General features: G+C 59.8%; 24 protein-coding genes. 13 read left to right on the forward strand and 11 right to left on the reverse strand.

Annotation, left to right across the window (positions count from 1 at the left end):
• Window positions 1-184: 184 nt before the first annotated feature.
• From ASC96_RS26780 to ASC96_RS26800, 5 genes are read left to right on the forward strand one after another with little or no spacing between them, the layout of a single operon-like run.
• Complete coding sequence (locus ASC96_RS26780; RefSeq protein WP_060506124.1) at window positions 185-778, forward strand: LysE family translocator; 594 nt, start codon at window positions 185-187, stop codon at window positions 776-778.
• 44 nt (window positions 779-822) lie between these two features.
• Window positions 823-1,635: a DUF4239 domain-containing protein gene (locus tag ASC96_RS26785; RefSeq protein ID WP_060506125.1), complete on the forward strand. Its 813-nt coding sequence runs from the start codon at window positions 823-825 to the stop codon at window positions 1,633-1,635.
• On the forward strand, window positions 1,632-2,273 hold the full coding sequence (nthA, locus tag ASC96_RS26790; RefSeq protein WP_060506126.1) for a nitrile hydratase subunit alpha: 642 nt from the start codon (window positions 1,632-1,634) through the stop codon (window positions 2,271-2,273). Before ASC96_RS26785 ends, nthA begins: the two co-directional genes overlap by 4 nt.
• Entirely contained in the window at window positions 2,270-2,929 is a 660-nt protein-coding gene (gene nthB, locus ASC96_RS26795) for a nitrile hydratase subunit beta (protein WP_060506127.1), read from the forward strand. Before nthA ends, nthB begins: the two co-directional genes overlap by 4 nt.
• Window positions 2,898-3,281 carry a nitrile hydratase accessory protein gene (locus ASC96_RS26800; protein WP_060506310.1) on the forward strand — a complete coding sequence of 128 codons (384 nt, stop codon included), beginning with the start codon at window positions 2,898-2,900 and terminating at the stop codon, window positions 3,279-3,281. The genes nthB and ASC96_RS26800 overlap by 32 nt, the downstream gene beginning before the upstream one ends.
• A gap of 66 nt (window positions 3,282-3,347) precedes the next feature.
• On the opposite strand, the gene ASC96_RS26805 is transcribed toward ASC96_RS26800, so the two are convergent.
• The 4 genes from ASC96_RS26805 to ASC96_RS26820 all read right to left on the reverse strand — a co-directional run bounded on the left by ASC96_RS26805 (window position 3,348) and on the right by ASC96_RS26820 (window position 6,190).
• A complete protein-coding gene (locus ASC96_RS26805) occupies window positions 3,348-4,148 on the reverse strand; it encodes an anti-sigma factor (protein ID WP_060506128.1) in 801 nt (266 codons plus the stop codon).
• Window positions 4,145-4,699: an RNA polymerase sigma factor gene (locus ASC96_RS26810; RefSeq protein WP_060506129.1), complete on the reverse strand. Its 555-nt coding sequence runs from the start codon at window positions 4,697-4,699 to the stop codon at window positions 4,145-4,147. Before ASC96_RS26810 ends, ASC96_RS26805 begins: the two co-directional genes overlap by 4 nt.
• On the reverse strand, window positions 4,683-5,057 hold the full coding sequence (locus ASC96_RS26815; RefSeq protein ID WP_060506130.1) for a hypothetical protein: 375 nt from the start codon (window positions 5,055-5,057) through the stop codon (window positions 4,683-4,685). Before ASC96_RS26815 ends, ASC96_RS26810 begins: the two co-directional genes overlap by 17 nt.
• A gap of 101 nt (window positions 5,058-5,158) precedes the next feature.
• Window positions 5,159-6,190, reverse strand: coding sequence for an AbrB family transcriptional regulator (locus tag ASC96_RS26820; protein ID WP_082512291.1), 1,032 nt, complete (start codon window positions 6,188-6,190; stop codon window positions 5,159-5,161).
• 290 nt (window positions 6,191-6,480) lie between these two features.
• Here ASC96_RS26820 and ASC96_RS26825 point away from each other — a divergent pair, with 290 nt between their 5' ends.
• Window positions 6,481-7,611, forward strand: a complete 1,131-nt coding sequence (locus ASC96_RS26825; protein WP_060506131.1) for an ATP-dependent RecD-like DNA helicase — start codon at window positions 6,481-6,483, stop codon at window positions 7,609-7,611.
• A 3-nt stretch (window positions 7,612-7,614) separates the two neighbouring features.
• Here the strand turns inward: ASC96_RS26825 and ASC96_RS26830 are convergent, their stop codons facing one another.
• Window positions 7,615-8,178 (reverse strand): MerR family transcriptional regulator, encoded by a 564-nt coding sequence (locus ASC96_RS26830; protein WP_244482343.1) that lies wholly within the window; start codon window positions 8,176-8,178, stop codon window positions 7,615-7,617.
• Between the two features lie 464 nt (window positions 8,179-8,642).
• A complete protein-coding gene (locus tag ASC96_RS26835) occupies window positions 8,643-9,761 on the reverse strand; it encodes a hypothetical protein (RefSeq protein WP_060506133.1) in 1,119 nt (372 codons plus the stop codon).
• A 370-nt stretch (window positions 9,762-10,131) separates the two neighbouring features.
• On the opposite strand from ASC96_RS26835, the gene ASC96_RS26840 reads away from it, so the two are divergent.
• On the forward strand, window positions 10,132-10,884 hold the full coding sequence (locus ASC96_RS26840) for a pyridoxine 5'-phosphate synthase (protein ID WP_060506134.1): 753 nt from the start codon (window positions 10,132-10,134) through the stop codon (window positions 10,882-10,884).
• A gap of 51 nt (window positions 10,885-10,935) precedes the next feature.
• Here ASC96_RS26840 and ASC96_RS26845 read toward each other — a convergent pair whose 3' ends face one another.
• On the reverse strand, window positions 10,936-11,823 hold the full coding sequence (locus ASC96_RS26845) for an SDR family oxidoreductase (protein WP_060506135.1): 888 nt from the start codon (window positions 11,821-11,823) through the stop codon (window positions 10,936-10,938).
• Between the two features lie 158 nt (window positions 11,824-11,981).
• Here ASC96_RS26845 and ASC96_RS26850 point away from each other — a divergent pair, with 158 nt between their 5' ends.
• The gene (locus ASC96_RS26850) at window positions 11,982-12,386 is read left to right on the forward strand and encodes a helix-turn-helix domain-containing protein (protein ID WP_060506136.1); all 405 of its coding nucleotides are present in this window, start codon (window positions 11,982-11,984) and stop codon (window positions 12,384-12,386) included.
• A gap of 83 nt (window positions 12,387-12,469) precedes the next feature.
• Window positions 12,470-13,759, forward strand: coding sequence for an NAD(P)/FAD-dependent oxidoreductase (locus ASC96_RS26855; RefSeq protein WP_082512280.1), 1,290 nt, complete (start codon window positions 12,470-12,472; stop codon window positions 13,757-13,759).
• On the opposite strand, the gene ASC96_RS26860 is transcribed toward ASC96_RS26855, so the two are convergent.
• Together ASC96_RS26860 and ASC96_RS26865 are read right to left on the reverse strand one after the other, a co-directional pair.
• The gene (locus ASC96_RS26860; protein WP_060506137.1) at window positions 13,702-14,688 is read right to left on the reverse strand and encodes a helix-turn-helix domain-containing GNAT family N-acetyltransferase; all 987 of its coding nucleotides are present in this window, start codon (window positions 14,686-14,688) and stop codon (window positions 13,702-13,704) included. The genes ASC96_RS26855 and ASC96_RS26860 overlap by 58 nt on opposite strands.
• 65 nt (window positions 14,689-14,753) lie before the next feature.
• On the reverse strand, window positions 14,754-15,473 hold the full coding sequence (locus tag ASC96_RS26865; protein ID WP_060506138.1) for an aspartate/glutamate racemase family protein: 720 nt from the start codon (window positions 15,471-15,473) through the stop codon (window positions 14,754-14,756).
• A 166-nt stretch (window positions 15,474-15,639) separates the two neighbouring features.
• Between ASC96_RS26865 and ASC96_RS26870 the strand changes: the two genes are divergently transcribed.
• Entirely contained in the window at window positions 15,640-16,071 is a 432-nt protein-coding gene (locus tag ASC96_RS26870; RefSeq protein WP_060506139.1) for an Lrp/AsnC family transcriptional regulator, read from the forward strand.
• 110 nt (window positions 16,072-16,181) lie between these two features.
• Window positions 16,182-17,477, forward strand: a complete 1,296-nt coding sequence (locus tag ASC96_RS26875) for an NAD(P)/FAD-dependent oxidoreductase (RefSeq protein ID WP_060506140.1) — start codon at window positions 16,182-16,184, stop codon at window positions 17,475-17,477.
• 69 nt (window positions 17,478-17,546) lie between these two features.
• On the opposite strand, the gene ASC96_RS26880 is transcribed toward ASC96_RS26875, so the two are convergent.
• Window positions 17,547-18,602 carry an SDR family oxidoreductase gene (locus ASC96_RS26880; RefSeq protein ID WP_060506141.1) on the reverse strand — a complete coding sequence of 352 codons (1,056 nt, stop codon included), beginning with the start codon at window positions 18,600-18,602 and terminating at the stop codon, window positions 17,547-17,549.
• Between the two features lie 96 nt (window positions 18,603-18,698).
• On the opposite strand from ASC96_RS26880, the gene ASC96_RS26885 reads away from it, so the two are divergent.
• Window positions 18,699-19,604, forward strand: coding sequence for a LysR family transcriptional regulator (locus ASC96_RS26885; protein WP_060506142.1), 906 nt, complete (start codon window positions 18,699-18,701; stop codon window positions 19,602-19,604).
• Window positions 19,605-19,712: 108 nt separating this feature from the next.
• Here ASC96_RS26885 and ASC96_RS26890 read toward each other — a convergent pair whose 3' ends face one another.
• The gene (locus ASC96_RS26890) at window positions 19,713-20,162 is read right to left on the reverse strand and encodes a hypothetical protein (RefSeq protein WP_060506143.1); all 450 of its coding nucleotides are present in this window, start codon (window positions 20,160-20,162) and stop codon (window positions 19,713-19,715) included.
• 273 nt (window positions 20,163-20,435) lie between these two features.
• Between ASC96_RS26890 and ASC96_RS26895 the strand changes: the two genes are divergently transcribed.
• Window positions 20,436-21,080, forward strand: a complete 645-nt coding sequence (locus tag ASC96_RS26895) for a TetR/AcrR family transcriptional regulator (RefSeq protein ID WP_060506144.1) — start codon at window positions 20,436-20,438, stop codon at window positions 21,078-21,080.
• Window positions 21,081-21,097: the final 17 nt, after the last annotated feature.

Consider the following 21,097-nt stretch of genomic DNA (forward strand, 5'->3'; position numbering starts at 1 on the left):
TCGTTCGGCAGTGCTTTCTTGCCATTGTTAGGAAGGCTCAATGTCTCATTTATGGCGCGTACCGGAATGGCAAAGGCCTTGGGGGAAAAGAAAGAATGAGGGTCTGCTTCTTGTCACCGTGACAAGTTTCAGATGGTGTTTGCTAATAGGTCAATTAACCTGACCTAAATATCGGGAGGACTTCATGCAGGCCGACACGCTGCTGGCGCTGTTTCTTTTTGCGTTCACGACATCAATCACGCCAGGCCCGAACAACATGATGCTGTTTGCGTCAGGCGTCAATTTCGGGTTCTCCCGTACCATTCCGCATATGCTGGGCATCGGCGCCGGCTTCCTGTCACTGTTGATCGCGGTCGGTCTGGGGCTCGGCGCTTTGCTGCATTCCGTCCCGATGCTCTATACAGGGTTGAAGTTTGCCGGCGGCGCGTATCTGGTCTGGATCGCCTGGAAGATCGGCACGTCGCGGACGCTGTCGGAAGGCAAGGCGGGGGCGGCGCCGATGACCTTCCTGCAGGCAGCGGCGTTCCAGTGGATCAATCCAAAGGCCTGGGTGATGGCCGTGACTGCGATGGCGACCTACACGAGCGAGCAGGCTTATCTGGCGAGCGTCCTGATCGTCGGCGTCATCTTCGCGATCGTCAATGTTCCCAGCGTTTCGACTTGGGCCGGTTTCGGTTCGGCGCTTCGGCAATGGCTGTCCGAACCGGCCCGGTTGAAATGGTTCAATATCACTATGGCGGTCTTGCTCGTTCTCAGTCTTTGGCCGATGCTGCGATAGCGGGTGAAGCATGGCCTATTTCCAGGCCGGATGAGGATGCGGGCATGTCGGATGTTGTTGCCTCGATCACTATCGGCACCGCCTTCATTGCCGGCGCACTTGCTATCGTCTTCGGTTGTTATTTCGCGGCGCGCAACTTGCTCAATCCCGGCCTGGAAGGGGATAGGACCCACGATGCGGCAGCGACCGTCGCGGTGCGCATCGCTGCCTTGCACGGTCTCATCCTTGCCCTAGTCTACGCGCAGGAACTCGACGACTACAAAGGTATCCGTAACAATCTGATGGAAGAGGCTGTGGCGATATCGGATGTATACAACGACGCAGGGCGATATGGCGGGCCGGTGGTCGCACCCATTCAACGCGGTCTATCCAGCTATGTGGCGACTGTTGTCGGCGAAGAGTGGGATATGCTCGGGCATCGTCAAGGGCTATCTCCCAAGGCGTGGATCGAATGGAATGGTGTTTATGACCGGCTGCTCGACCTGGTGCCGGAAACGGACCGCCAGCGCTATCTGGTCAACCGGATGCGTGACCGCGCCACGTCGATTGCGCGCTTCCGCCAAATTCGCGAAGAGACGGCGGCGGGCGGATTTGGCGGGATGTTCTGGGCGCCCGCGTTGATCGGCCTTTGCCTGCTGTCCATCCCCTTCTACGTCTACCGTCCGACCCGAACACATGTATTTCTGCTGTCGATTTTTGGCGCCTATTCCGGTGTCGTCCTCTTCTTCATTTTTGCCTTTTCGAATCCGTTCGAGCAGCCTGGAAAGTTGGACCCCGTGGCATTTGAAAACCTGTTGCGCGGTGACGTTGGAAAGAGCCTGCCGCCCGCTGCACTGACCGGAGAACTCACGCCATGACACCTGAGAACGACATGCACGACCATGATCATGATCATGACCACGACAATCATTTCTCCGAAATGCAGGCCCGGGTGAAGGCGCTTGAAACCGTGCTGACGCAGAAGGGGCTGATCGATCCGGCGGCGATCGATGCGATCGTTGAGACCTATGAGACGAAGATCGGCCCGCGCAACGGCGCCCGCGTCGTGGCAAAGGCCTGGAGCGAGCCGGATTTTGCCGACTGGCTGCGCAGGGACGCGACAGCCGCGATTGCCAGCCTCGGCTATACCGGGCGCCAGGGCGAGCATATGCGCGCGGTGTTCAACACGCCGGAAACCCATAACCTTGTCGTCTGCACCCTGTGTTCCTGCTACCCGTGGTCGGTGCTCGGCCTGCCACCGGTCTGGTACAAAGCGCCGCCCTACCGCTCGCGGGCAGTGATCGATCCACGTGGTGTGCTGGATGAATTCGGCGTGGCGCTGCCCGAAGGGCAGAAAATCCGGGTTTGGGATTCGACGGCTGAGCTTCGCTACATCGTCATCCCGCAACGTCCGGCCGGTACCGAAGGTCTCGATCAGGATGCGCTCGCCGATCTCGTCACGCGCGATTCAATGATCGGCACTGGCTTGGCCAAACCGGCTGGAGAGGCGCTATGAACGGCGCACAGGACCTTGGCGGGCAGCATGGTATGGGGCCGGTGGCGTCGGAGAAGGACGAGCCGTATTTCCATGCCGAATGGGAAAAGCGGGCACTCGGCCTGACACTGTCTTGCGGTGCCTTTGGCGCCTGGAATATCGATGAGAGCCGGCATGCCCGGGAAAGTCTGCCACCAGCCACCTATCTTTCGGCCAGCTATTACGAAATCTGGACCCGTGGCCTGGAAACCCTGTTGAAACGGCACGGGTTCGTTTCCGCCGCCGAACTGGCTGCCGGGCAGATGCTGGAAAAGGGCAGGGAACCGAAGCGAATTCTGACGGCAGACATGGTGCCTGGCGTGCTTGCCAAAGGCGGACCGTGTGATCGCCCGGTGCCGGACGGCCCGCGATTTGCCGCCGGAGACCGGGTGCGGACGAAAAACTTCAATCCCGAGACCCATACAAGGCTGCCGCGCTATGCCCGCGCCAAACATGGCATTGTCGAGGTGGTGCAGGGCTCGTTCGTTTTTCCGGACGACAACGCCCATGGCAAGGGCGAGAACCCGCAATGGGTCTATACCGTGGTTTTCGACGGGGAGGAAATCTGGGGCGAGGGTGCAGACCCGGAGCTGACAGTATCGATCGATGCCTGGGAGAGCTATCTTGAACGCGTTTGAACTGACCCTCAGCGGATCCCCGGAGCTCCCGAAATCGAACGAAGGCGATCCGGTTTTTTCGGAGCCCTGGCAGGCGGAAGCTTTTGCCATGACGGTGCGTCTGCATGAGAAGGGCGTATTTTCCTGGAGCGAATGGGCCGAGGCCTTGTCGCATGAGCTCTACAAGCCGGGCCGGCGGGCGGATGCGAGCGATTATTTCGATTGCTGGGTCGCGGCTCTGTCACGCCTCGTCACCGAACTGTCGATCACCTCAAGGGAACAGCTCGATGACCTGACGGAAAGCTGGCATAGGGCCGCGGAGGCAACGCCGCACGGCAAACCTATTCTTCTGGAAAACGATCCGAAGCGCTGAGTAGGGACTTCAACGGCTTGATCAGGGCAGGTTGTTTTCACATCCTGCCCTGTTTCGAGAGCGCCGTCAGGTCTCGAACTGCCGGTAACATTCCTCGGCGATTTGTTGCAGCTTGCTGCGGTTGACTTCGCCGGTGACGGCGTATCCGATACTGCCGTCGATCCAGTAGAAGGTTTCCAGAGAGCCTGCGGATTCGAAACGGAAGCTGGTTTCGGCATTTTCCGGGTTTTTGCCGAGTAGAACCGTCAGCCGCTGGCCGGCAGTGTCCTGATACATCAGCATCGCGCCTGCCTTGCCGTTGACCGGCAATAGCCTGCCGCCGACAAGGGAAAATCCGAGTCCCTTGAGGTCCGGGGCAACCAGCTTGTAATCCAGGCGCTTGCCGAGCCAGGTAACCAGATGATCCTCCTGATCGGCTCCGACTTCGACGGGGTGGCGTTTTTCGCTGGCATAGACAAGGAACGCCGTCTTGGATTGATCAGGCAGGCTGTCGATCGCAGCAGCAGTTTCGACCGTCACTGCCGTCCCCAGCAATTTCTCGCCATAGACACCCGCCGCGGCGCCCGACAGGAAGAGCGTCAACGAAGCGGCAACGAGGGCGGCCCTGCGCCACAAAGACGGCGATGATGTTGCAACAACCGCTGTTGGGGTGTTCAGCAGCGTGCGATCGCTTTCCGTCACTTGGGCATAGCCTGAGAATGCGGCCTTTAATTCGGCCGCCTGTGTCTGCCATTGGCGGACCTCGGCTTCGTCTTCCGGATGACGGTTCAGCCAGAGTTCAATCTCGCGCCGGCGCCCTTCGTCGAGAAGGCCGTCGACATAGGCGTGCAGATCAGCTTCGGTGACCGGTTTGTGATCGTCTGTCATTTCGGTCTCCGGAGTGTCACGATGTTGTTCTCGGCCAGATGCGCGGCCATCTGACGGCGTGCACGCGACAGGCGGGACATGACGGTGCCGATCGGGATCGCCAGCATGTCGGCGACGTCCTGATAGCCGTAGCCCTCGACGACCACGAGCATCAACACTGAACGATGGTCAGGGCTCAGCGCATTCAGTGCCTTCTGCAAGCGTGTCTTTTCCAGGGGATCGCCCGAAACGTCGTCGGCCGTCAGTCCCAGCGTTTCGTCAAACTCGACCGACGGATGCTGGCTGACGTGGCGGTGCCGGTCGCGGTAGAGATTGGTCATGATGGTAAATGCCCATGCACGAAGGTTGACGCCGCGCCATTGGCCGCGGCGGACCAGCACCTTTTCAACGCAATCCTGCAGGAGGTCCTCGCCGTCGCTGTCGGATTTGGCCAGACTGCGGGAATAGCGCCGCAGCGACGGCACCAGCGACAGGATCTGGTTTTCGAAAGTCTCTGTGGAAGGGGGATTTACCCCCTTCGCACGGGCGTCCTGATCAGGGGCGTGCGGCATCCCAGACCTTTCCTACGCCGTCACCGGTGGCGTCGCCCTTTTTCGCGTCCTTGACCCAGAAGTAGAGCGGCATGCCCTTGAGAGCCCATTGTTTCTTGCCATCCTTGCGCTCGACCAGCGTATAGTCGCCATCGGCTGCAGCGGAACCTTCCGCCAGGTACGGCGGCCAGTTGGTGGCGCATTTATCATAGCAGTAGGATTCGCCCTTTTCATCCTTCTTGTAGGTGTAGAGCGTCATGCCGTTTTCAGCTGCAACGACCTTGCCCTTGTCGGTCTCGACGGTCTGGACCGGTGGGGCGGCAAAGGCTGAGGCGGCGGACATCAGGCAAAACGCGGTTGCAAGCGGCAAAAATCTCATTGGATGTGTCCTCTCTGGAGTTCCCGTTCGAACCGCCGTTCAGCCGGTTCGAACATAAGACACATGAGGGCCACTTCTTATTCCCGCTTCAGGCGCAAAAATTATCGCGGCCGTATTGCTTTTGAAGCGACGAAGCGGGCAAGCGAGGGGCCAATTGCCATGATCATCAGCAACCGGGCTGTCTGCAGTGCCATGACGAAAGGCACGTCGACATTGCTGGAGGCGGCGATGATGGCGATCGAGTCCATGCCGCCGGGACTGCTGGCAAGATAGGCCGTCAGCGGATCAATGCCTGCAGCGTGCACGAGAATATAGGCCAACAGGCCGGAAAACCCGATCAGGACGAGGATTGAGATGACCGTCGGTACCAGCGCGCGGCGGGCATGGGCAAGGATCGGACGGGTAAAGCCGAGCCCGATGTTCCAGCCGAGCATGGCATAGCTCAATGCCAGCAGCCATTCGGGGATTTCGATCACCAGCAAACCGCTGACGCTAAGCGCCGAGCCGAGCAGAAACGGCACCAGAAACACACCGGCGGGGATGCGCAGCCATTTACCGAGACAGCCACCCACAAGCGCAAGCGCCAGGGTCTCAAGAAACGGTACGAGGTGGATCGGCCCGAACCAGACGATTTCGGGTCCCGGGCCATCTATCCCAGCCCAGTAGCGCGCCACGATCGAGGCTGCAGCGGCCACGAAAACGACGCGCAGATATTGCATGAAGGCGACCAGCCGGACATCGGCGCCATAGGCGTCGGCCATGACCAGCATCGAGGTGGCAGCGCCCGCCGACGAACCCCAGATTGCCGTGGTGCCGGGCAGGATGTTGAGCTTGCTGATGACGAAGCCGCTGAGCGTACTCATGGCAATGACCGAGAGAACAACGGCGAGGAAGAGCGGCCAGTTTGAAAAGAAGGTCGCCAGAATGCCGGGACGGATGGTTTCGGCGATCATCGTGCCGATCAGCGCCTGCGCGCAGAGAAAGGCCGGGCGCGGCAGCCTTATGGTGCCGCCATTCATGCCGACGATGGCACCCGCTACCATCGGTCCCATCAACAGGGCTGCCGGAATGCCGGTCAGTTCGAGCGCGGCTGCGAGGATTGCGGAGAGAAGAAGCAGAAAGCCCCATTGCATCGGGGTCGTCCATCGGCCGATGCCCGCGGCCACGGAAGCGGACGGGTCTTCGGAAGGTTCAGGCGTCACGTTGGGCACTTTCGAATTGCAGAGGAGGCAGCGCGCCGGGGAGAGGCGGGCGGAGCAACTATTATCACGGGTTATCGCGCCGCGATATGCGTAGGGTGTGGCATTTTCTTGCGGTATCCTGCACTTCAAAGGGAAATTTTGATCCGGGTGGCGGCAAGCTGAACCGCCGATCAACGCGGCGGGGCGCGACAGGCGGCCCCGAATCGGGCAATAGAACAAACATGGAATTCGCACCGCAACAGGATGAGGCCCTCAAGGCCGTTTCACGCTGGTTGAAGGAAGGGCGCTCGCCGCTGTTCCGGCTTTTTGGCTATGCCGGAACCGGAAAGACGACGCTTGCCCGGCATTTCGCCGAGCATGTCGATGGTGATGTTCTCTTCGCGGCCTTTACCGGCAAGGCGGCGCAGGTGCTGCGCTCCAAGGGCGCAAAGAACGCCAAGACCATCCATTCGCTGATCTACCGTCCGCGCGGCGAGGAGGAAGTGTCGGACGAAGAGACCGGCAAGACCTCGATCGCGCCGATGTTCTCGATCAACCGGCAGTCTCCTGTCGCCAAGGCGGCGCTGATCATCATCGATGAATGCTCAATGGTCGATGAGGCGCTCGGCCGCGACCTGATGAGTTTTGGCACGCCTATCCTGGTGCTTGGCGATCCCGGCCAGCTGCCACCGGTCTCGGGTGGCGGTTATTTCACCAATGAGGAACCGGATTATCTGCTGACCGACATTCACCGGCAGGCGCGTGACAACCCGATTATCCAGCTTGCCATGCATGTGCGCGAAGGCAAGGAGATCATGCACGGCGACTACGGCTCGACGGCGAGGATCATCTCCAAGAACGAGGTGACGCAGGAGCTGGTGCTTGGCGCCGATCAGGTCTTGGTGGGGACCAACAAGACCCGCCGCCGCTACAATACACGGCTGCGTGAATTGAAGGGCTTTACCACCGAATATCCGCAATCGGGTGACAAACTCGTCTGCCTGCGCAACGACCCCGCCAAGGGCCTGCTCAACGGCTCGCTGTGGCAGGTGATGACCTCGTCCAAGGAAACAGTGAAGCCCGGCATCAACCTGATGATCCGCCCGGAAGACGACGACATGGATCGGGGGGCGGCCAAGATCAAGCTCTTGAAAACCGCCTTTGAGGATATCGAAGGGGAGATTCCGTGGTCGACGCGCAAGCGTTACGACGAGTTCGATTATGGCTATGCGCTGACGGTGCACAAGGCACAGGGCTCACAGTGGAACAATGTGGTCCTGTTCGATGAAAGCTGGGCTTTTCGCGACACCCGCGAGCGCTGGCTCTACACCGCGATCACGCGCGCGGCCGAGACACTGACAATTGTCCGCTGACACCTATTCGGCGGAAACAAATCCCATCAGCACAGCCTTGGCGACGGCCTGAAAGCGGTTATGACCGTTGAATTTGCGGATGATATCCGATTCAAGCGTCAGGACGGCAGTCAGGTCCATATCCATCATCGTGGCGATCCGGTTTGCCGGATAACCTTCAGCCATGAACACAAGGCACTTTGTCTCGATTGGTGAAAGATGGATGGGGGGCAGGGCGGTGCGCTCTGGATTGTCGCCGTCGGCGGCTGATTCCAGAAGTTCGCTGATCCGCTGCATCTGGCGTCGAAGGATAGACTGCTGAGCAGCGAGTTCCCGTTTTCGCGCGTGCAATGCGTCCTCAAAAATCCGAGCCGCATCCTGCTGACTGGCTGCGGCATTGAGGGCTGCCATCAAATCCTGGATGGTTACGATCGGCATGTCTATTTCGCGGCAGGCATTGATGACGGTCATGCGCCGGATGTCGTCCAGCCCGTAGACACGCATCGGCCCCATTCTATCCGCCGATAGCAGGCCCTTTTCCTCATAGAAATGCAGAGTCCGGTGGGTGACGCCGAAGGCATCCGCCATGTCAGCGATACCGACATGGCTATCCGCTATGGTTCCCGGCAACGGAAGGTGGGGAAGGAAACCGGACGGCTGCCGGCTACCGGATGGAGAAGGATGTGTCTTTCCCTGTTCTCGCATGCTTTGACATAACCCCGCTGGTTAACCTGCGGGAGACATCTCCTGAAGACGGCACTTCGCCTGTGGCGCATCACGATACGCCGCGTGTCCCCTCGGCTGCTCCTCGATGTCATGCACGCCATCCCGGCGGGAAGGATACTCGCAACCATCGTGCTTGCCTGATGAGCGACCAGGCTTTCTCCCACTTGCACAGATAGAATACACGTGCGGCGCGAAGATGAACAGCTAGTAACTTTAGGGATGGAATCTAATATTTCTCAACGGCCTCTGGCGTTTCGCATTGAGGAATACTGTTTTTCGGCGCAATTCATGACGGCTTTTGTTCAGGCGACTACAGGGCGCCCAAATTACCGGATAAGAGTCAGGGGCAGGGCGCCGGCGTTGATCACGAACTTCAGCTTGCGCTGATGATTGATCGACAGTTTTTCCTGGCAGGACTTGGCTTCCTGGAAAGCCTCGCGGGTCTGCTGGTGGCGGTACGCGTCAGTCAGCGCCATGCATTCCATCAGCGGGCTGTCGATTTGCGCTGCACTGGCATAGCGGAAAATATTGCCGTCCGAGGCCAGAACCTTGGCCGCGAGCGCAAGGCTTTCATAAAGAATATCGGCTTCGCTGCTCAACCGCGCGCCATCGATGACCTGGTCGTAGAGAATGTCCGAAGACGCGTCGTTCTTGATCAGGACACGAAGTCCTGCCGGTGATTTCTGCGGTAGAATGGATACGGTGAAAGCGAGTGGATCGGAAACCGGACGCTTCGGCCGCTGCCACAGCACGGCACCTGGCACTGCTGCGATCGTGCGATAATGCGAGGCGGCATTGCGAAACGCATCGGCAAAGCGGCCGGCCGTTCCGCTACGCGGCCATTGTGAGCGAACCGTTATTTTCGGCAGATCATCGGCGAACTTGCGTTCAAGCACCGCGCCGTGCAGGCTCGATTGCGCCGGGATGTTGACGCTCATGGCCGGTGATGACAACGGCACGAAAATCAGAAGTGGCAGTACCGACAAGACGGCCAGTGGTGAGGACAAGGGAGCAGGCAACCAGGAAAAGCGTCTGTTCGCCGCCCGGCGTGGCGGCGTTGCGGCGCGCCCTGAATCTGACTGCTGGGTCTCTGACGTCCGCTGGCGCCTGTATTCGGGGACATAGGTCCCCTTCGGAATATCGATGCGCCAGGGATCCTGAGTGCCTTCACCGGTATAATAGGCTGACAGCAATTTTCGCAGCTTGCCGGCATGGACACGCACCAGAGGGTCGCTATCGGCATTGAAGGCCTGCGGCCGATCGAAGACGTCAATACCGATCGTGTAGCCCTTCAACTGATGGCCCGTACCTTCCATCTCCTTGTCGACGACATATTTGAGAAAGGCACGCAGACGCTCGGAGCGGGAAAAAAGAACGCTCGAAAGCACGCCGTCAAGGGCTTGGCGGATTGCTTGATCGTCCGGTCTCGCGTGCTGCGTCATCATCGTGTTCTCCCCGAAAATACCATCGAGAGCAGCGCTTTCCTATCAGGAGCGAGTGGCGATTGGATTATGTCGAGGCAAAAACGAGGGTTCATTGGTTCCGGCTTGGATGATTCGATGGGTTTTCAGTACTGCCGCTCACCATTCGGGAGTATGGCCTGTACTGTGAGTCTCTATTAGATCGAAGTTTTATCAGTTTGTCAGGTACTGCACTCATTTAACGTGAGTTTTGTCTGAAATAAAGGCGTTGAACAGTCTCCAGACGAATATTGTAACGGAGACGCTTTCTCTGGTGCAGATTTGTTGCGGGGGGGCGGATGAACCGCTAGAAAAGGGCGCCGTAACGACGACGGTATCCTTGGAAGGTGCTGAAATGGCTGCGAAACTCTCCGTGAACCTGAATGCGATCGCGATGCTGCGAAACCGCCGCGATCTTCCGTGGCCGTCCGTTACCGGACTTGGGCAGATTGCGCTAGAGGCGGGTGCAAGTGGTCTGACGGTGCATCCGCGGCCCGACCAGCGGCATATCCGTTTTTCCGATCTGGCGCCCATCCGCGCGCTGATCGACGATCTCTATCCTCAGACCGAATTCAACATGGAAGGTTTTCCGAACGAGGAGTTTTTGCAGCTCGTCGAGCGTCATCAACCGGAGCAGGTAACGCTGGTACCCGACGATCCGGCGCAGGCGACGTCGGACCATGGTTGGGATTTCCGCAAGAACCACAATCTGCTCGGCAATGTCGTCGGACGTTTGAAGAAGGGCGGTTTTCGCGTCTCGCTGTTTGCCGATGGTGATCCGGACCTTGAAGCGCTGACGATCGCCCGGGAAACCGGCGCCGACCGGATCGAGCTTTACACCGGACCTTATGGCGGGTGCTACGACGATCCCGAGCGTGGTGCGGTTCTTTTGGAGGAACTGGGCAACACCGCCGACCTCGCTGCGACCTTAGGCCTCGGGGTCAACGCCGGCCATGACCTGACGGTAGCCAACCTGCCGGCGCTGGCGGCACGGATTTCCAATCTGGCCGAAGTTTCGATCGGCCATGGCCTGACCGCAGATGCGCTGGAATACGGCATGGCGGAAACCGTCCGCCGCTTCTGCCGCGCCTGTGGCCAGGACGTTTGATCGCCATTTGAAGTGGCAAAAAGGGCTCCGAAAGGCGGAGCCCTCTGTTCTTTAACCGAGCAATGCCGCTTTGCTGGCGGTCAGGAAATCTTCGAGCGTGATCAGTTTCTGGCCCGAGAGCTTGCCTGCATCGTCTGTCACCATGGCGATGTGCCCTTCGCGCGTGTTGGTGTCGAACGACACGACGACGGGGATGATGAAGCCCGGAAGGCCTGCTGCTTTGAGGCCGCCCGCCAGCTGGTCGTCGGTCACATGGACGACTTCCAGCGGCTTGCCGGTAACTTTCGAGACGAGGGCGGCGATTTCATCAACCGTATGCTTCGTTTCACCGGTCAGCGTATAGGTCTTGCTTTCGGCCGAGCCTGACGCGAGCGCGTTTGCCGTCGCCTTGGCGATGTCGCCGCGGGCGATATGGGCGAGCTCTCCCTTGCCGGATGCGCTGTACCATTTGCCTTCGGAAAGTGCATGCGGCAGAGCCATGAACAGGTTCTCCATGTACCAGCCATTGCGCAGGATCGTGTAGGCTATGCCGGTCGCCTTGATCGCATTCTCCGTGCCGAGATGGTCCGGCGCGAAGGGGATGACCGAGGCTTCCGGATTTGGCATCGAGGTATAGAGGATATGCTTGACCCCGGCGCGCTTGGCGGCGGCGACGGCTGCGAGGTGCTGGCGCAGGCGCTTGCCCGGCTCGTCGAGGGCATCGGTGGAAATGATCAGGATGCGGTCGGCGCCCTTGAAGGCTGCATCGAGCGAGGCTGCATCATCGAAGTTTGCGGCACGGGCCTGGACGCCTTTTGCTGCATAGTCCGCGAGTTTTCCGGTATCGCGGCTGGTGGCGATGATATCGGCCGGTGCGACCTTGCCGGAGGCGAGCAAATCGTCGAGCACGAGGCGGCCGAGATTGCCGGTCGCGCCGGTGACGAGAAGAGTTTCGGACATGTTGATTCCTTTGCTTGTCAAATGACGTCGGTTTGTTGCCGAAGCATCCCGTTTGAGATATGGTTCCTAAATGAGACCTTCTCTTAATTCGTCATCGGCGGATCGATGTAAAGGAGGCAGTTTTTTATGCGGTGGTTACAAAAAGGATACCGGGTTCCATGAACAAGATGACCGGCAAGACTGAGGGCGAGCGCGTCATCGTCGTGATGGGCATGGCGTTTTCACAAGCCGACTGTCCGGTGCGTGATGTCATCGACAACATCGGTGGCAAATGGAATACGCTGATGATTCAGGCGTTGGGCGAGGGGCCGATGCGGTTTTCCGCATTGCGCCGGACCATTCCGGATATTTCGCAGCGCATGCTGACCCAGACGCTGCGGGATTTGCAGCGCGACGGTTATATCAGCCGGGAAGTGTTTCCGACCCAGCCGCCCAGCGTCGAATACAGCCTGACCCCGCTTGGTCAGTCGTTTCTGGTGCTGGTCAAGGGGTTGGTCGACTGGTCGATGCAGCATCATCAGGCGATCCGGGCCGCCCGCGCCGAATATGACGCGGTGGCATAACGGCACGGCAGCTTTATCCGCTGGACTGTCCGTTGCGCCCGCTGGTAGAGATGCCGTCTGAGACTATACCCGGATAGGCATGGATGAAACAGCTCGATATTGGCGTGGTCGGGGCCGGGCCGGCAGGATTGGCCGCGGCGTTGTTTCTTTCGCGGGCCGGTCATCGAGTTGAAATTCTCGAACGCTTTGAGACCGCCGCCCCCGTCGGTTCCGGCCTTTTGATGCAGCCGACAGGACTGACTGTTCTCGCCACTCTTGGCCTGTTTGATACCATCCAGTCACTCGGTAACCGGATCGACCGGCTGCACGGCGCCGACGCGATCAGCGGGCGGACGGTTCTGGACGTGCGCTATGATGCGACACCGGGAGGGCGCTATGGCCTTGCGGTGCAGCGGGCGGCTCTGTTCAATACGTTGCATGATGCGGTGGTGGCCGATGGCATCATCACGCGCACGGCAACCCATATCACCGCGACCGAACAGCGTGCTGATCGCGTGATATTGCAGGATGCGACGCGACGGGCGGCGGGCGATTACGATCTGGTCATCGATGCCAGCGGCGCACGTTCGATGCTGGCTGCCGGTTCGACCTCGGCGCCAGCCATTCGCGACCTCACCTATGGCGCCTTCTGGGCGACGCTGGATGGAGCGGGTGCGGTCTATGACCGCACCGCGCTGTCGCAACGTTACGACCAGGCCAGGGTGATGATCGGTCTATTGCCGGCAGGCCGCGCGACGGTCGGTGATCCGGATAAGGTGGCGTTCTTCTGGAGCCTGAAGATCGCCGATGTCGAGGCGGTCAAGGCAGGCGGGCTCAATCGCTGGAAGACGGTAATTGGCGACTATTGGCCGGAATGCCAGCCGTTTCTCGACCAGATCCATGATTGGGACCAACTGACTCTGGCACGTTATGCTCATCGGACCGCACTGCCGCCCTATAGCGGCAATGTCGTCTTCATTGGTGACAGTGCTCATTCGACCAGCCCGCAACTGGGACAGGGCGCAAACATGGCTCTACTTGATGCGGCAGCGCTCAACCATGCGCTGGCCAACTCCGCCGATATCCCCTCTGCACTGACGGCCTATGCACGCGCCCGGCGTAATCATGTGCGGCTGTTCCAGATGCTGTCGCTCGCCTTCACGCCATTCTACCAGTCGGATTCAGCCGCGATTGCCTGGGTGCGCGACCGGCTCGTCTCGACCATTGCCAAGCTGCCGCCGATGCCCGGGCTTTTGGCCGCGATCGTTGCGGGCACCGTGATCGATCCGTTCAAATCCGCCGGTTTGACGGAGTACGGCTGGCTTTCCCTGCCGTATCACGCTGGCGGTGTCACGCCGGCAGTTGCCGCCGTCAGATCCAGCGCCCAGGTCTGACCGTTCAAATCCTTGCCGAACGAATGGTGCGCCTCTTCCTTTTCGAGTGTGAACCCGGCAGCGACATAGATGCGACGCGCAGCGCTCAGGATATCGTTGGTCCAGAGTTCAAGACGCCGGTAACCACAGTCTCTGGCAAAACCGATGCATTCGTTGACCAGCTTTGAACCGAGACCATGTCCACGCGCTGCCGCATCGACGTGCAGAAGGCGAAGCTTAGCCGTGTCTTCGGTGCTGCCTTTGACGAGAAAAATGCTGCCCAGGAACGTACCGTTGCGTTCGGCAATCCAGCAGCGTTCGCGGGCGGGGTCGAAATTGCGGATGAAGGCGGCGCAGATTTCCGCGACCAGCGCCTCATACTCACCGTTCCACCCATAGGTTTCGGCATAGGCCTTTGCCTGGCTGGAGATCACCATGCCCATGTCGCCGATCTGATGCGGCCGAATGGTGACGGGGGCAGGAGTGTCGCCGGACAGCAGGGTCTGTACAGACGCCATGGCTGCGCCCAGGTCCCGGCGGCCATTTTCGGTAATCGGTTCCAGAAGGGCGACGATGCGCTGGCGCGAGCGCTGTGCCAGATCGGTGGCAACACCCCGGCCGCGCAGGGTCAATTGCAGCAGGCGGCCACGGCCGTCAGCCGGATCTCGCATCGTTTCGAGAAGGCCGGCATCGCTGAAGGATTTTAGCATGCGGCTGAGATAGGCCGGATCTAGCGAAAGCTCCTCCGTCAGCCGGGACGCCGAGGTGGTACCGTGGGCCGCGAGTTCATAGATGACGCGTGCCTCGGTGAGCGTATAGGGCGTCTCCATGAAGGCGCGGTCGAGAACGCCGATTCGGTTGGTATAAAACCGGTTGAAGGCGCGGATCTGCTCGATCTCGTCATCGCCGATATCGGCAAAGGCTTGGTATGATGGTGTGAGGTGTGACATGGCATTCTCCTTGGGATGCCATGATCGCAATTTAATTGACTGAGTCAAGTATTTTCGAGTGGACCTCAGGCGGCCCGTTTGCCGCTTTGCGAAACGCCTTCAAGTGCGAATTCGACGGCCGCTTCGGCATGGATCGCAGTGGAATCGAAGCCCGGCAGTGGCAGGTTCTTCGGATCGAGGATCAGGCATATTTCGGTACAACCAAGAATGATGGCATCGGCGCCATCGCTTTTTGCCCGTTCGATCACGGCCATCAGTGCCTGCCGCGAACTGTCGAGAACCGAGCCTGCGCACAGTTCGTTGAAGATGATGTCGTGGACGAGCATCCGATCTTCAGCATTCGGAACCATGATATCCAGACCGTCTGCGGCCATACGGCTGGTATAGAAGCCGTGTTCCATCGTGTAGCGCGTGGCAAGCAGCAGCGGCCGTTTGATGCCGGCGGCCTTCATCAAGGCGGCCGTTTCGTCGATAATGTTGATCAGCGGCACGGTAATTGACGCCTGAACCTCATCGGCGATCAGGTGCATCGTGTTGGTGCAGATCACTACGCAAGACGCGCCCGCCGCTTCCAGGCCCTGGGCCACTTCGGACAGACACTTGGCGGCGTCGTCCCAGCGGCCGGACTTCTGCATGTCGACGATGGTCTGAAAATCGACAGAATGCAGCAGGACTTCGGCAGAATGCATGCCGCCCAGCCGTTCGCGCACGGCCTCGTTGATCATCCGGTAATAGATTGCCGAGCTTTCAAAGCTCATTCCACCGATGAGGCCGATCTTGCGCATGATGCCGTTCCCTGTGTTTGTTGATGCCGTGATTGTCGCCGAAGCGGCGCCGAAAGAGTTCGCTTTGTTGGATGATACCCCGATATTTTGCGCGTATTTTTTGCACGCGTTATATTCTTGACGCAAATATTTCCTGAGTGTTCCGTTGAGATGAGGAGAATAGGGCGTGCTGGACGAAAGGGACCGGAAGATTCTGTCTTTGCTGCAGGAAGACGCCGGCCTGTCGATTTCCGCCTGTTCGCACCCTATCCAGCGCCTGGATGAGACCGGTTGTGTCGCTCCCCGGATCGCTGTTCTCGATCGCGCCAAAATGGGTGTGCCGACCACGGTCTATGCCCTGATCAAGATGGCCCATCATGCCGACGACTGGATCGGCACCTTCCGCAAGGTGATTACCGATATTCCCGAGATTGTCGTGGCGCACTGGCTGACCGGCAATTGCGATTATATTCTCAAGGTGCTGCTGCCGCGTGTCGAGCACTATGACGTGATCTACAAGCAGATCGCCCGCAAGGTCGAGCTGTTGGACGTCTCGGCTTCGATCTCGATGGAAATCCTCAAGAGTGGCATGGCCTTGCCGGTGGAGTATGCGCGCTAGGTGAAGGCGGTGAATGCGCCGTCACCTAGCGCAGAGGTGCCATGCCGAAAGCGCAGTTGTGTATCGGCTGCGGCAGCGTAGAAATTGTACCCGAAACAGGAGATACGATCATGCCGCACGAAAACCTGCACCATGTCGTTGTCGTCGGTGGCGGGTTCGGTGGCCTGCAGCTGGCCAAGGATCTCAAGGGCGCGCCCGTCAGGATCACCCTGATCGACCGGCGCAATCATCATCTCTTCCAGCCGCTGCTCTATCAAGTGGCAACCACCCTTCTGGCGACCTCCGAAATTGCCTGGCCGATCCGCCGGGTGTTTCGCGACCGGCCGGAGGTCACCACGCTTCTGGCCGAGGTGGACAGTGTTGATCCGGCGGCGAAGACGCTGGCGCTGAGGGGCGGCGAGAGCATTGGCTACGATACGCTGGTGTTGGCAACCGGGGCGACGCATGCCTATTTCGGCCGGGACGAGTGGGAACCGGTCGCGCCGGGTCTGAAAACACTGGAAGACGCCACCACCATTCGCCGCCGCCTGCTTTTGGCTTTCGAGCAGGCCGAGATGGAAACCGATCCTGACGCACGGGCCGCCCTTTTGACCTTCACCATCGTTGGTGCAGGACCGACCGGCGTCGAGCTCGCGGGTATCATTGCCGAGCTGGCGCATGTCACCCTGCCGCAGGAATTCCGCAACATCGATACGCGCAAGACCCGGGTGATTCTCGTCGAGGCGGGGCCGCGGGTGCTGGCGGGTTTTGCCGAGGAGCTATCGGCCTATGCGCAGACTGCGCTCGAAAAGCTTGGTGTCGAGGTTCATCTCGGTGAGCGGGTAACGGACTGCACGGCACGCGGCGTCATGATCGGCGAACGTTTTATCGGCAGCCGCACGATTGTCTGGGCGGCCGGTGTTCAGGCTTCGCCGGCCGCTGAATGGCTCGGCGTTACTGCAGACAGGGCGGGCCGCGTCATTGTCGGGAAAGATTTGAGCGCACCGGGCTTTCCTGATGTCTTTGTCGTTGGCGACACCGCCTCCGTCGTTCAGGATGATGGCAGACCGGTGCCGGGCATCGCGCCCGCAGCCAAGCAGCAGGGCGCCTATGTGGCAAAGGTCATCAAGGGGCGGTTGGCGCAAAAACCGGCGCTGCCACCTTTCCGTTATCGTCATCAGGGCAGCCTTGCGACCATCGGGCGCCGGTCGGCGATCATCGATTTCGGCCGGTTCAAGCTGAAGGGTGCCTTGGCATGGTGGATCTGGGGGATCGCCCATATCTACTTCCTCATCGGTACGCGCAGCCGCTTCGTCGTCGCCTGGAGCTGGCTGTGGATCTATCTGAGCGGTCAGCACACGGCGCGGTTGATCACACAGAAGGAAACGCTGCAGCTTGCTTCGCCGAATGGTGGCAAAGCCGGATAAACCTGATCCGGATATGTAACCGTGCTACTTGCGGCCATCCGGTGATGGACGGCCGCAAGCAATCGGCCATTACGGAATGATCCGCTGGGCCCGCATCTCGCGAAACACCGACAGGAACATCTCGTCGGTTTGCACATAGTCATGAAACCCCAGCCGCCGTGCCTTGGTGCCGTCGGCAAAGAAATCATAGTTCCAGCTGAACACCGCATCGCCGAACCCCCAGGAGGAGACGGCCTCATAGGGATGATCGGCGAGCCCGTATTTCTCCTTCATCCTGGACCAGAGCGCTGCCTTGTCCGCCATCACCACGTTGAGAGACATCGGCAGTGGCGCTGCCGTCTCCATCTCGAAGAACCGGGCGATCTTTGGCCACATCTCGTTCCAGCGGAACAGGTCGCCATTGGTGATGTTGAAGGCCTGATTGGCGCATTGCGGATTGGTGGCGGCCCAGACCGTTGCCCTCGCCAGAAGGCCGGCGTCGGTCATTTCCAGCAGCGTATCGTAAGCGCCGGGTTTGCCGGGAAAGCGCAAGGGAAGCCCGAGTTCCTTCGACATCGACGCATAGAGACCGATGACCATCGCCAAGTTCATCGGATTGCCGGTGGCAACGCCGATGACGACGGAAGGCCGCAGCGCTGACCAGGTCCAGGATTTTCCCTGCTGTTGCTTCTGCAGAAAGGCCTGCTGGTCCATGTTGAATTCGGGCGGCATGTGATTGTCTTCGTCTTCGCGCGCTGGCGTCTTGAAGGGGCCGAGATGGGCGCCATAGACCTTGTAGCCCTGCATCAGGCTGACATGGGCAAGGTTTGGCGCCACCTTCTCGACAGCCGTGACGACGTTGACCAGCATGGCGAGATTAGGCTCGACCAGTTCGGCCCAGGTCGGGCGGTCCTGATAGGCGGCGTAGAAAATGTGAGTCACTTCTGAGAGATCGGCGAGTTTGTTGAAGCAATCTGCCGGGTCGAGCAGGTCGACGGAAATGTGCCGGATCTTACCGGTCGATATGCCGCCGCGCCGAGAGAGGCCGATGACGGACCAGTCTTCCAATGTTTCCAGATGGCGGGCGAGATTGCCGCCGATGACGCCCTGGGCGCCGACGATAAGGGCTGTTTTGTGCTGGTTCATGACAGTCTCCTGATGTGTATGTGCATCAGATATGGACGCGCACCGATTTGAGAACTAGACAACGATAAGGCACAGGATTTGTGAGGTGAGGGCACAATGGCGCGGCTGGATATCAATCGCTCCGGCGAGATGGAAGTATTTGTCCGGGTGGTCGATCTCGGTGGCTTTTCGGCTGCCGCCCGCGATTTCGCCATGACGCCTTCGGCGGTGAGCAAGTTGGTGACCCGGCTGGAAAACCGGCTGAACGCGCGGCTGGTCAACCGCTCGACCCGCAAGCTGCAACTGACGCCAGAAGGTTGCCGCTATTACGAACACGGTGTGCGAGTGCTGGCCAAACTGGATGAAGCCGAGCGCGCGGCTGCTAATGACGACAGCCCAAGTGGCCGCATTCGTGTCAGCACCAATGTCCCGTTTGGCCGCCATCTGCTGTTGCCGGTTCTGCCTGATTTTTTGGCGCAGTTTCCGGATGTGTCATTCGACCTGGTGCTGACCGATCATGTCGTCGATCTCATGGAGGATCGCACCGATATCGCCATCCGGGCAGGGCCGCTGAAGAGTTCGGCGCTGATGGCGCGAAAATTGGGTACGGTGAAAATGCATATCGCCGCGGCACCTGCCTATCTCGCGCGCAAGGGGCTGCCCAAACATCCGGACGATCTGGCAGGGCACAACCTGCTTGGCCCCAAATATGTCCGCGCCAGCGGCGGCTGGCCATTTTCCGTTGACGGTGCCGATCTGACGGTCAAGCCGGCCGGCAGCATTCAGGCAAGCGACGGTGAAGCGTTGCGGGAATTGGCGCTGGCCGGTGCAGGATTGGCACGGCTCGCCGGTTTTCAGGTACGGGACGATTTCAGCCGCGGCACGCTGGTTCCGGTGCTGGAGAGTTACACGTCCTCAGACAGCGAGGAGGTTCACGCGATCTTTCTCGGCCAGGGTGGCCATATGCCGGCGCGGGTGCGGGTATTTCTCGATTTCCTCGCCGAGCGGTGCCGTGTGGGCTGAGTTTTAGGCAACGCCGTCGCTTGCAACCCCGGGCGCTACGGTCGAGAGGGCAATCGCGGCGGCCGTTGCGATGACGTCAAAGCGCATGGTGTCATCTTCTGCCGCCGATCAATTGTTGATGCTGATCACCGCCCAGTGGGATGAACTGCAATCGCTGTTTTCACAGACATTGCTCATCCAGACCGCGCCATCCGCCAGCATGACGCCGTCGCTGTTGACGAAGAGCTGGCTGTAGGTCTGGCCTGCAACGGCGTCGCGCGTATCTTGCGTTACCAGCGTGTCGAAATTCTCGATAAAATCATCGGCGCTCTGGATTTCATAGCTTTCGCCATTCGCCGCCACTCGCAGCGGATATTCGGCAAGCCCGGCGATCGTTGCTGCGTCGCTGTTGCCCATCGCTTCCACGAGGCTGAGCAACGGCTCGTTCAGATCTCCGGCATTGCCATGCAGGGATTCAATCCTGTTGTAGACGTCTTCATCGGACTGAGCGGCGGCAGTGATTGGGAACAAGGCAAGGGCGGACGACAGGAGCAGGGCGGCAATATGCAGGCGGGGCATGAAAACTCCGGGATATAGGGTGTCTGAAGCCGCACACTAACCGACCATATGTTGAAACGGAACGGGATCGGATTGCGTGGAGGTGTCCATTTTTGGTGCTGGTATCCGTTATTATCTCAACGTTTGATGGGGCATCGATATTCGCGAGGTGCAAGGTTTGTTTTCGGGTATCTCCGAGTGTCGAAATCTCTTTCCTGTGGGCTTGACCGGCTCCCGGCTTTGCGGCATAAGCGGCGAACCGTACCGTACGGTACTGTTATTGGAGACGATTTCGTGCAGCTTGCCGCCCACCCACATCAGCCGGATTATTCGCCGCGCCAGAACGACGTTCTGGACAGCGCGTTGCGTCTGCTGGTCGATGGTGGCGAAAAGGCGCTGACGACGGCGGGCGTGGCACGCGCCGCCAACTGCTCGAAGGAAAGCCTGTACAAATGGTTCGGCGATCGCGATGGGCTTTTGTCGGCAATGATCGGCTTTCAGGCGAGCAAGGTCCGCACATTTGATGATACCGCCGAAACACTGACGGCCGAGACGTTGCAGGAGCATCTGGTGCTGTTTGCCCGTGATCTGCTGGAGGTTCTGGCTGGCGATGTGTCGCTGGCGCTGAACCGTCTGGCGATCGGGCAGGCGAGCCGCGATGGCTCCAAGCTTGGCTCCATGCTGCAGGAGCGCGGCCGCCGCCAGATCGGCAAACGGGCCGGCGCGCTTTTGGAAGCAGGGCGTTACGCTGGGCTTCTGGTGTTCGAAGACCGCGACGACGCCTATGATACGCTGTACGGCCTGATCGTCTCCGATCTGCATCTGCGCATGCTGCTCGGTGAAGACAGCGGCCGCATGGCCAAGGATTTCGGCCGCAGGGCAGAGAAGGCAGTGTCTGCCTTCCTTCGCCTCTACGGCAGTGAAAAGAGTTCGGCGTAGCCTCAAGGGCAGCCGGA

The sequence above is a fragment of the Rhizobium sp. Root1204 genome (genome assembly GCF_001424965.1).
In the GTDB taxonomy this organism is placed as follows: Bacteria; Pseudomonadota; Alphaproteobacteria; order Rhizobiales; family Rhizobiaceae; genus Pararhizobium.

What these genes read in the sequence shown, in the direction of transcription:
- ASC96_RS26875 (WP_060506140.1), top strand. Translation starts at nt 16,182, where the DNA reads ATGCCGCACGAAAACCTGCACCATGTCGTTGTCGTCGGTGGCGGGTTC.
- ASC96_RS26855 (WP_082512280.1), top strand. Translation starts at nt 12,470, where the DNA reads ATGAAACAGCTCGATATTGGCGTGGTCGGGGCCGGGCCGGCAGGATTG.
- ASC96_RS26815 (WP_060506130.1), bottom strand. Translation starts at nt 5,057, where the DNA reads ATGAGATTTTTGCCGCTTGCAACCGCGTTTTGCCTGATGTCCGCCGCC.
- ASC96_RS26860 (WP_060506137.1), bottom strand. Translation starts at nt 14,688, where the DNA reads ATGTCACACCTCACACCATCATACCAAGCCTTTGCCGATATCGGCGAT.
- ASC96_RS26840 (WP_060506134.1), top strand. Translation starts at nt 10,132, where the DNA reads ATGGCTGCGAAACTCTCCGTGAACCTGAATGCGATCGCGATGCTGCGA.
- ASC96_RS26800 (WP_060506310.1), top strand. Translation starts at nt 2,898, where the DNA reads ATGCCTGGGAGAGCTATCTTGAACGCGTTTGAACTGACCCTCAGCGGA.
- ASC96_RS26845 (WP_060506135.1), bottom strand. Translation starts at nt 11,823, where the DNA reads ATGTCCGAAACTCTTCTCGTCACCGGCGCGACCGGCAATCTCGGCCGC.
- ASC96_RS26865 (WP_060506138.1), bottom strand. Translation starts at nt 15,473, where the DNA reads ATGCGCAAGATCGGCCTCATCGGTGGAATGAGCTTTGAAAGCTCGGCA.
- nthB (WP_060506127.1), top strand. Translation starts at nt 2,270, where the DNA reads ATGAACGGCGCACAGGACCTTGGCGGGCAGCATGGTATGGGGCCGGTG.
- ASC96_RS26850 (WP_060506136.1), top strand. Translation starts at nt 11,982, where the DNA reads ATGAACAAGATGACCGGCAAGACTGAGGGCGAGCGCGTCATCGTCGTG.
- ASC96_RS26785 (WP_060506125.1), top strand. Translation starts at nt 823, where the DNA reads ATGTCGGATGTTGTTGCCTCGATCACTATCGGCACCGCCTTCATTGCC.
- ASC96_RS26780 (WP_060506124.1), top strand. Translation starts at nt 185, where the DNA reads ATGCAGGCCGACACGCTGCTGGCGCTGTTTCTTTTTGCGTTCACGACA.
- ASC96_RS26830 (WP_244482343.1), bottom strand. Translation starts at nt 8,178, where the DNA reads ATGGCGGATGCCTTCGGCGTCACCCACCGGACTCTGCATTTCTATGAG.
- ASC96_RS26835 (WP_060506133.1), bottom strand. Translation starts at nt 9,761, where the DNA reads ATGATGACGCAGCACGCGAGACCGGACGATCAAGCAATCCGCCAAGCC.
- nthA (WP_060506126.1), top strand. Translation starts at nt 1,632, where the DNA reads ATGACACCTGAGAACGACATGCACGACCATGATCATGATCATGACCAC.
- ASC96_RS26890 (WP_060506143.1), bottom strand. Translation starts at nt 20,162, where the DNA reads ATGCCCCGCCTGCATATTGCCGCCCTGCTCCTGTCGTCCGCCCTTGCC.
- ASC96_RS26880 (WP_060506141.1), bottom strand. Translation starts at nt 18,602, where the DNA reads ATGAACCAGCACAAAACAGCCCTTATCGTCGGCGCCCAGGGCGTCATC.
- ASC96_RS26885 (WP_060506142.1), top strand. Translation starts at nt 18,699, where the DNA reads ATGGCGCGGCTGGATATCAATCGCTCCGGCGAGATGGAAGTATTTGTC.
- ASC96_RS26820 (WP_082512291.1), bottom strand. Translation starts at nt 6,190, where the DNA reads ATGCAATGGGGCTTTCTGCTTCTTCTCTCCGCAATCCTCGCAGCCGCG.
- ASC96_RS26825 (WP_060506131.1), top strand. Translation starts at nt 6,481, where the DNA reads ATGGAATTCGCACCGCAACAGGATGAGGCCCTCAAGGCCGTTTCACGC.
- ASC96_RS26810 (WP_060506129.1), bottom strand. Translation starts at nt 4,699, where the DNA reads ATGCCGCACGCCCCTGATCAGGACGCCCGTGCGAAGGGGGTAAATCCC.
- ASC96_RS26805 (WP_060506128.1), bottom strand. Translation starts at nt 4,148, where the DNA reads ATGACAGACGATCACAAACCGGTCACCGAAGCTGATCTGCACGCCTAT.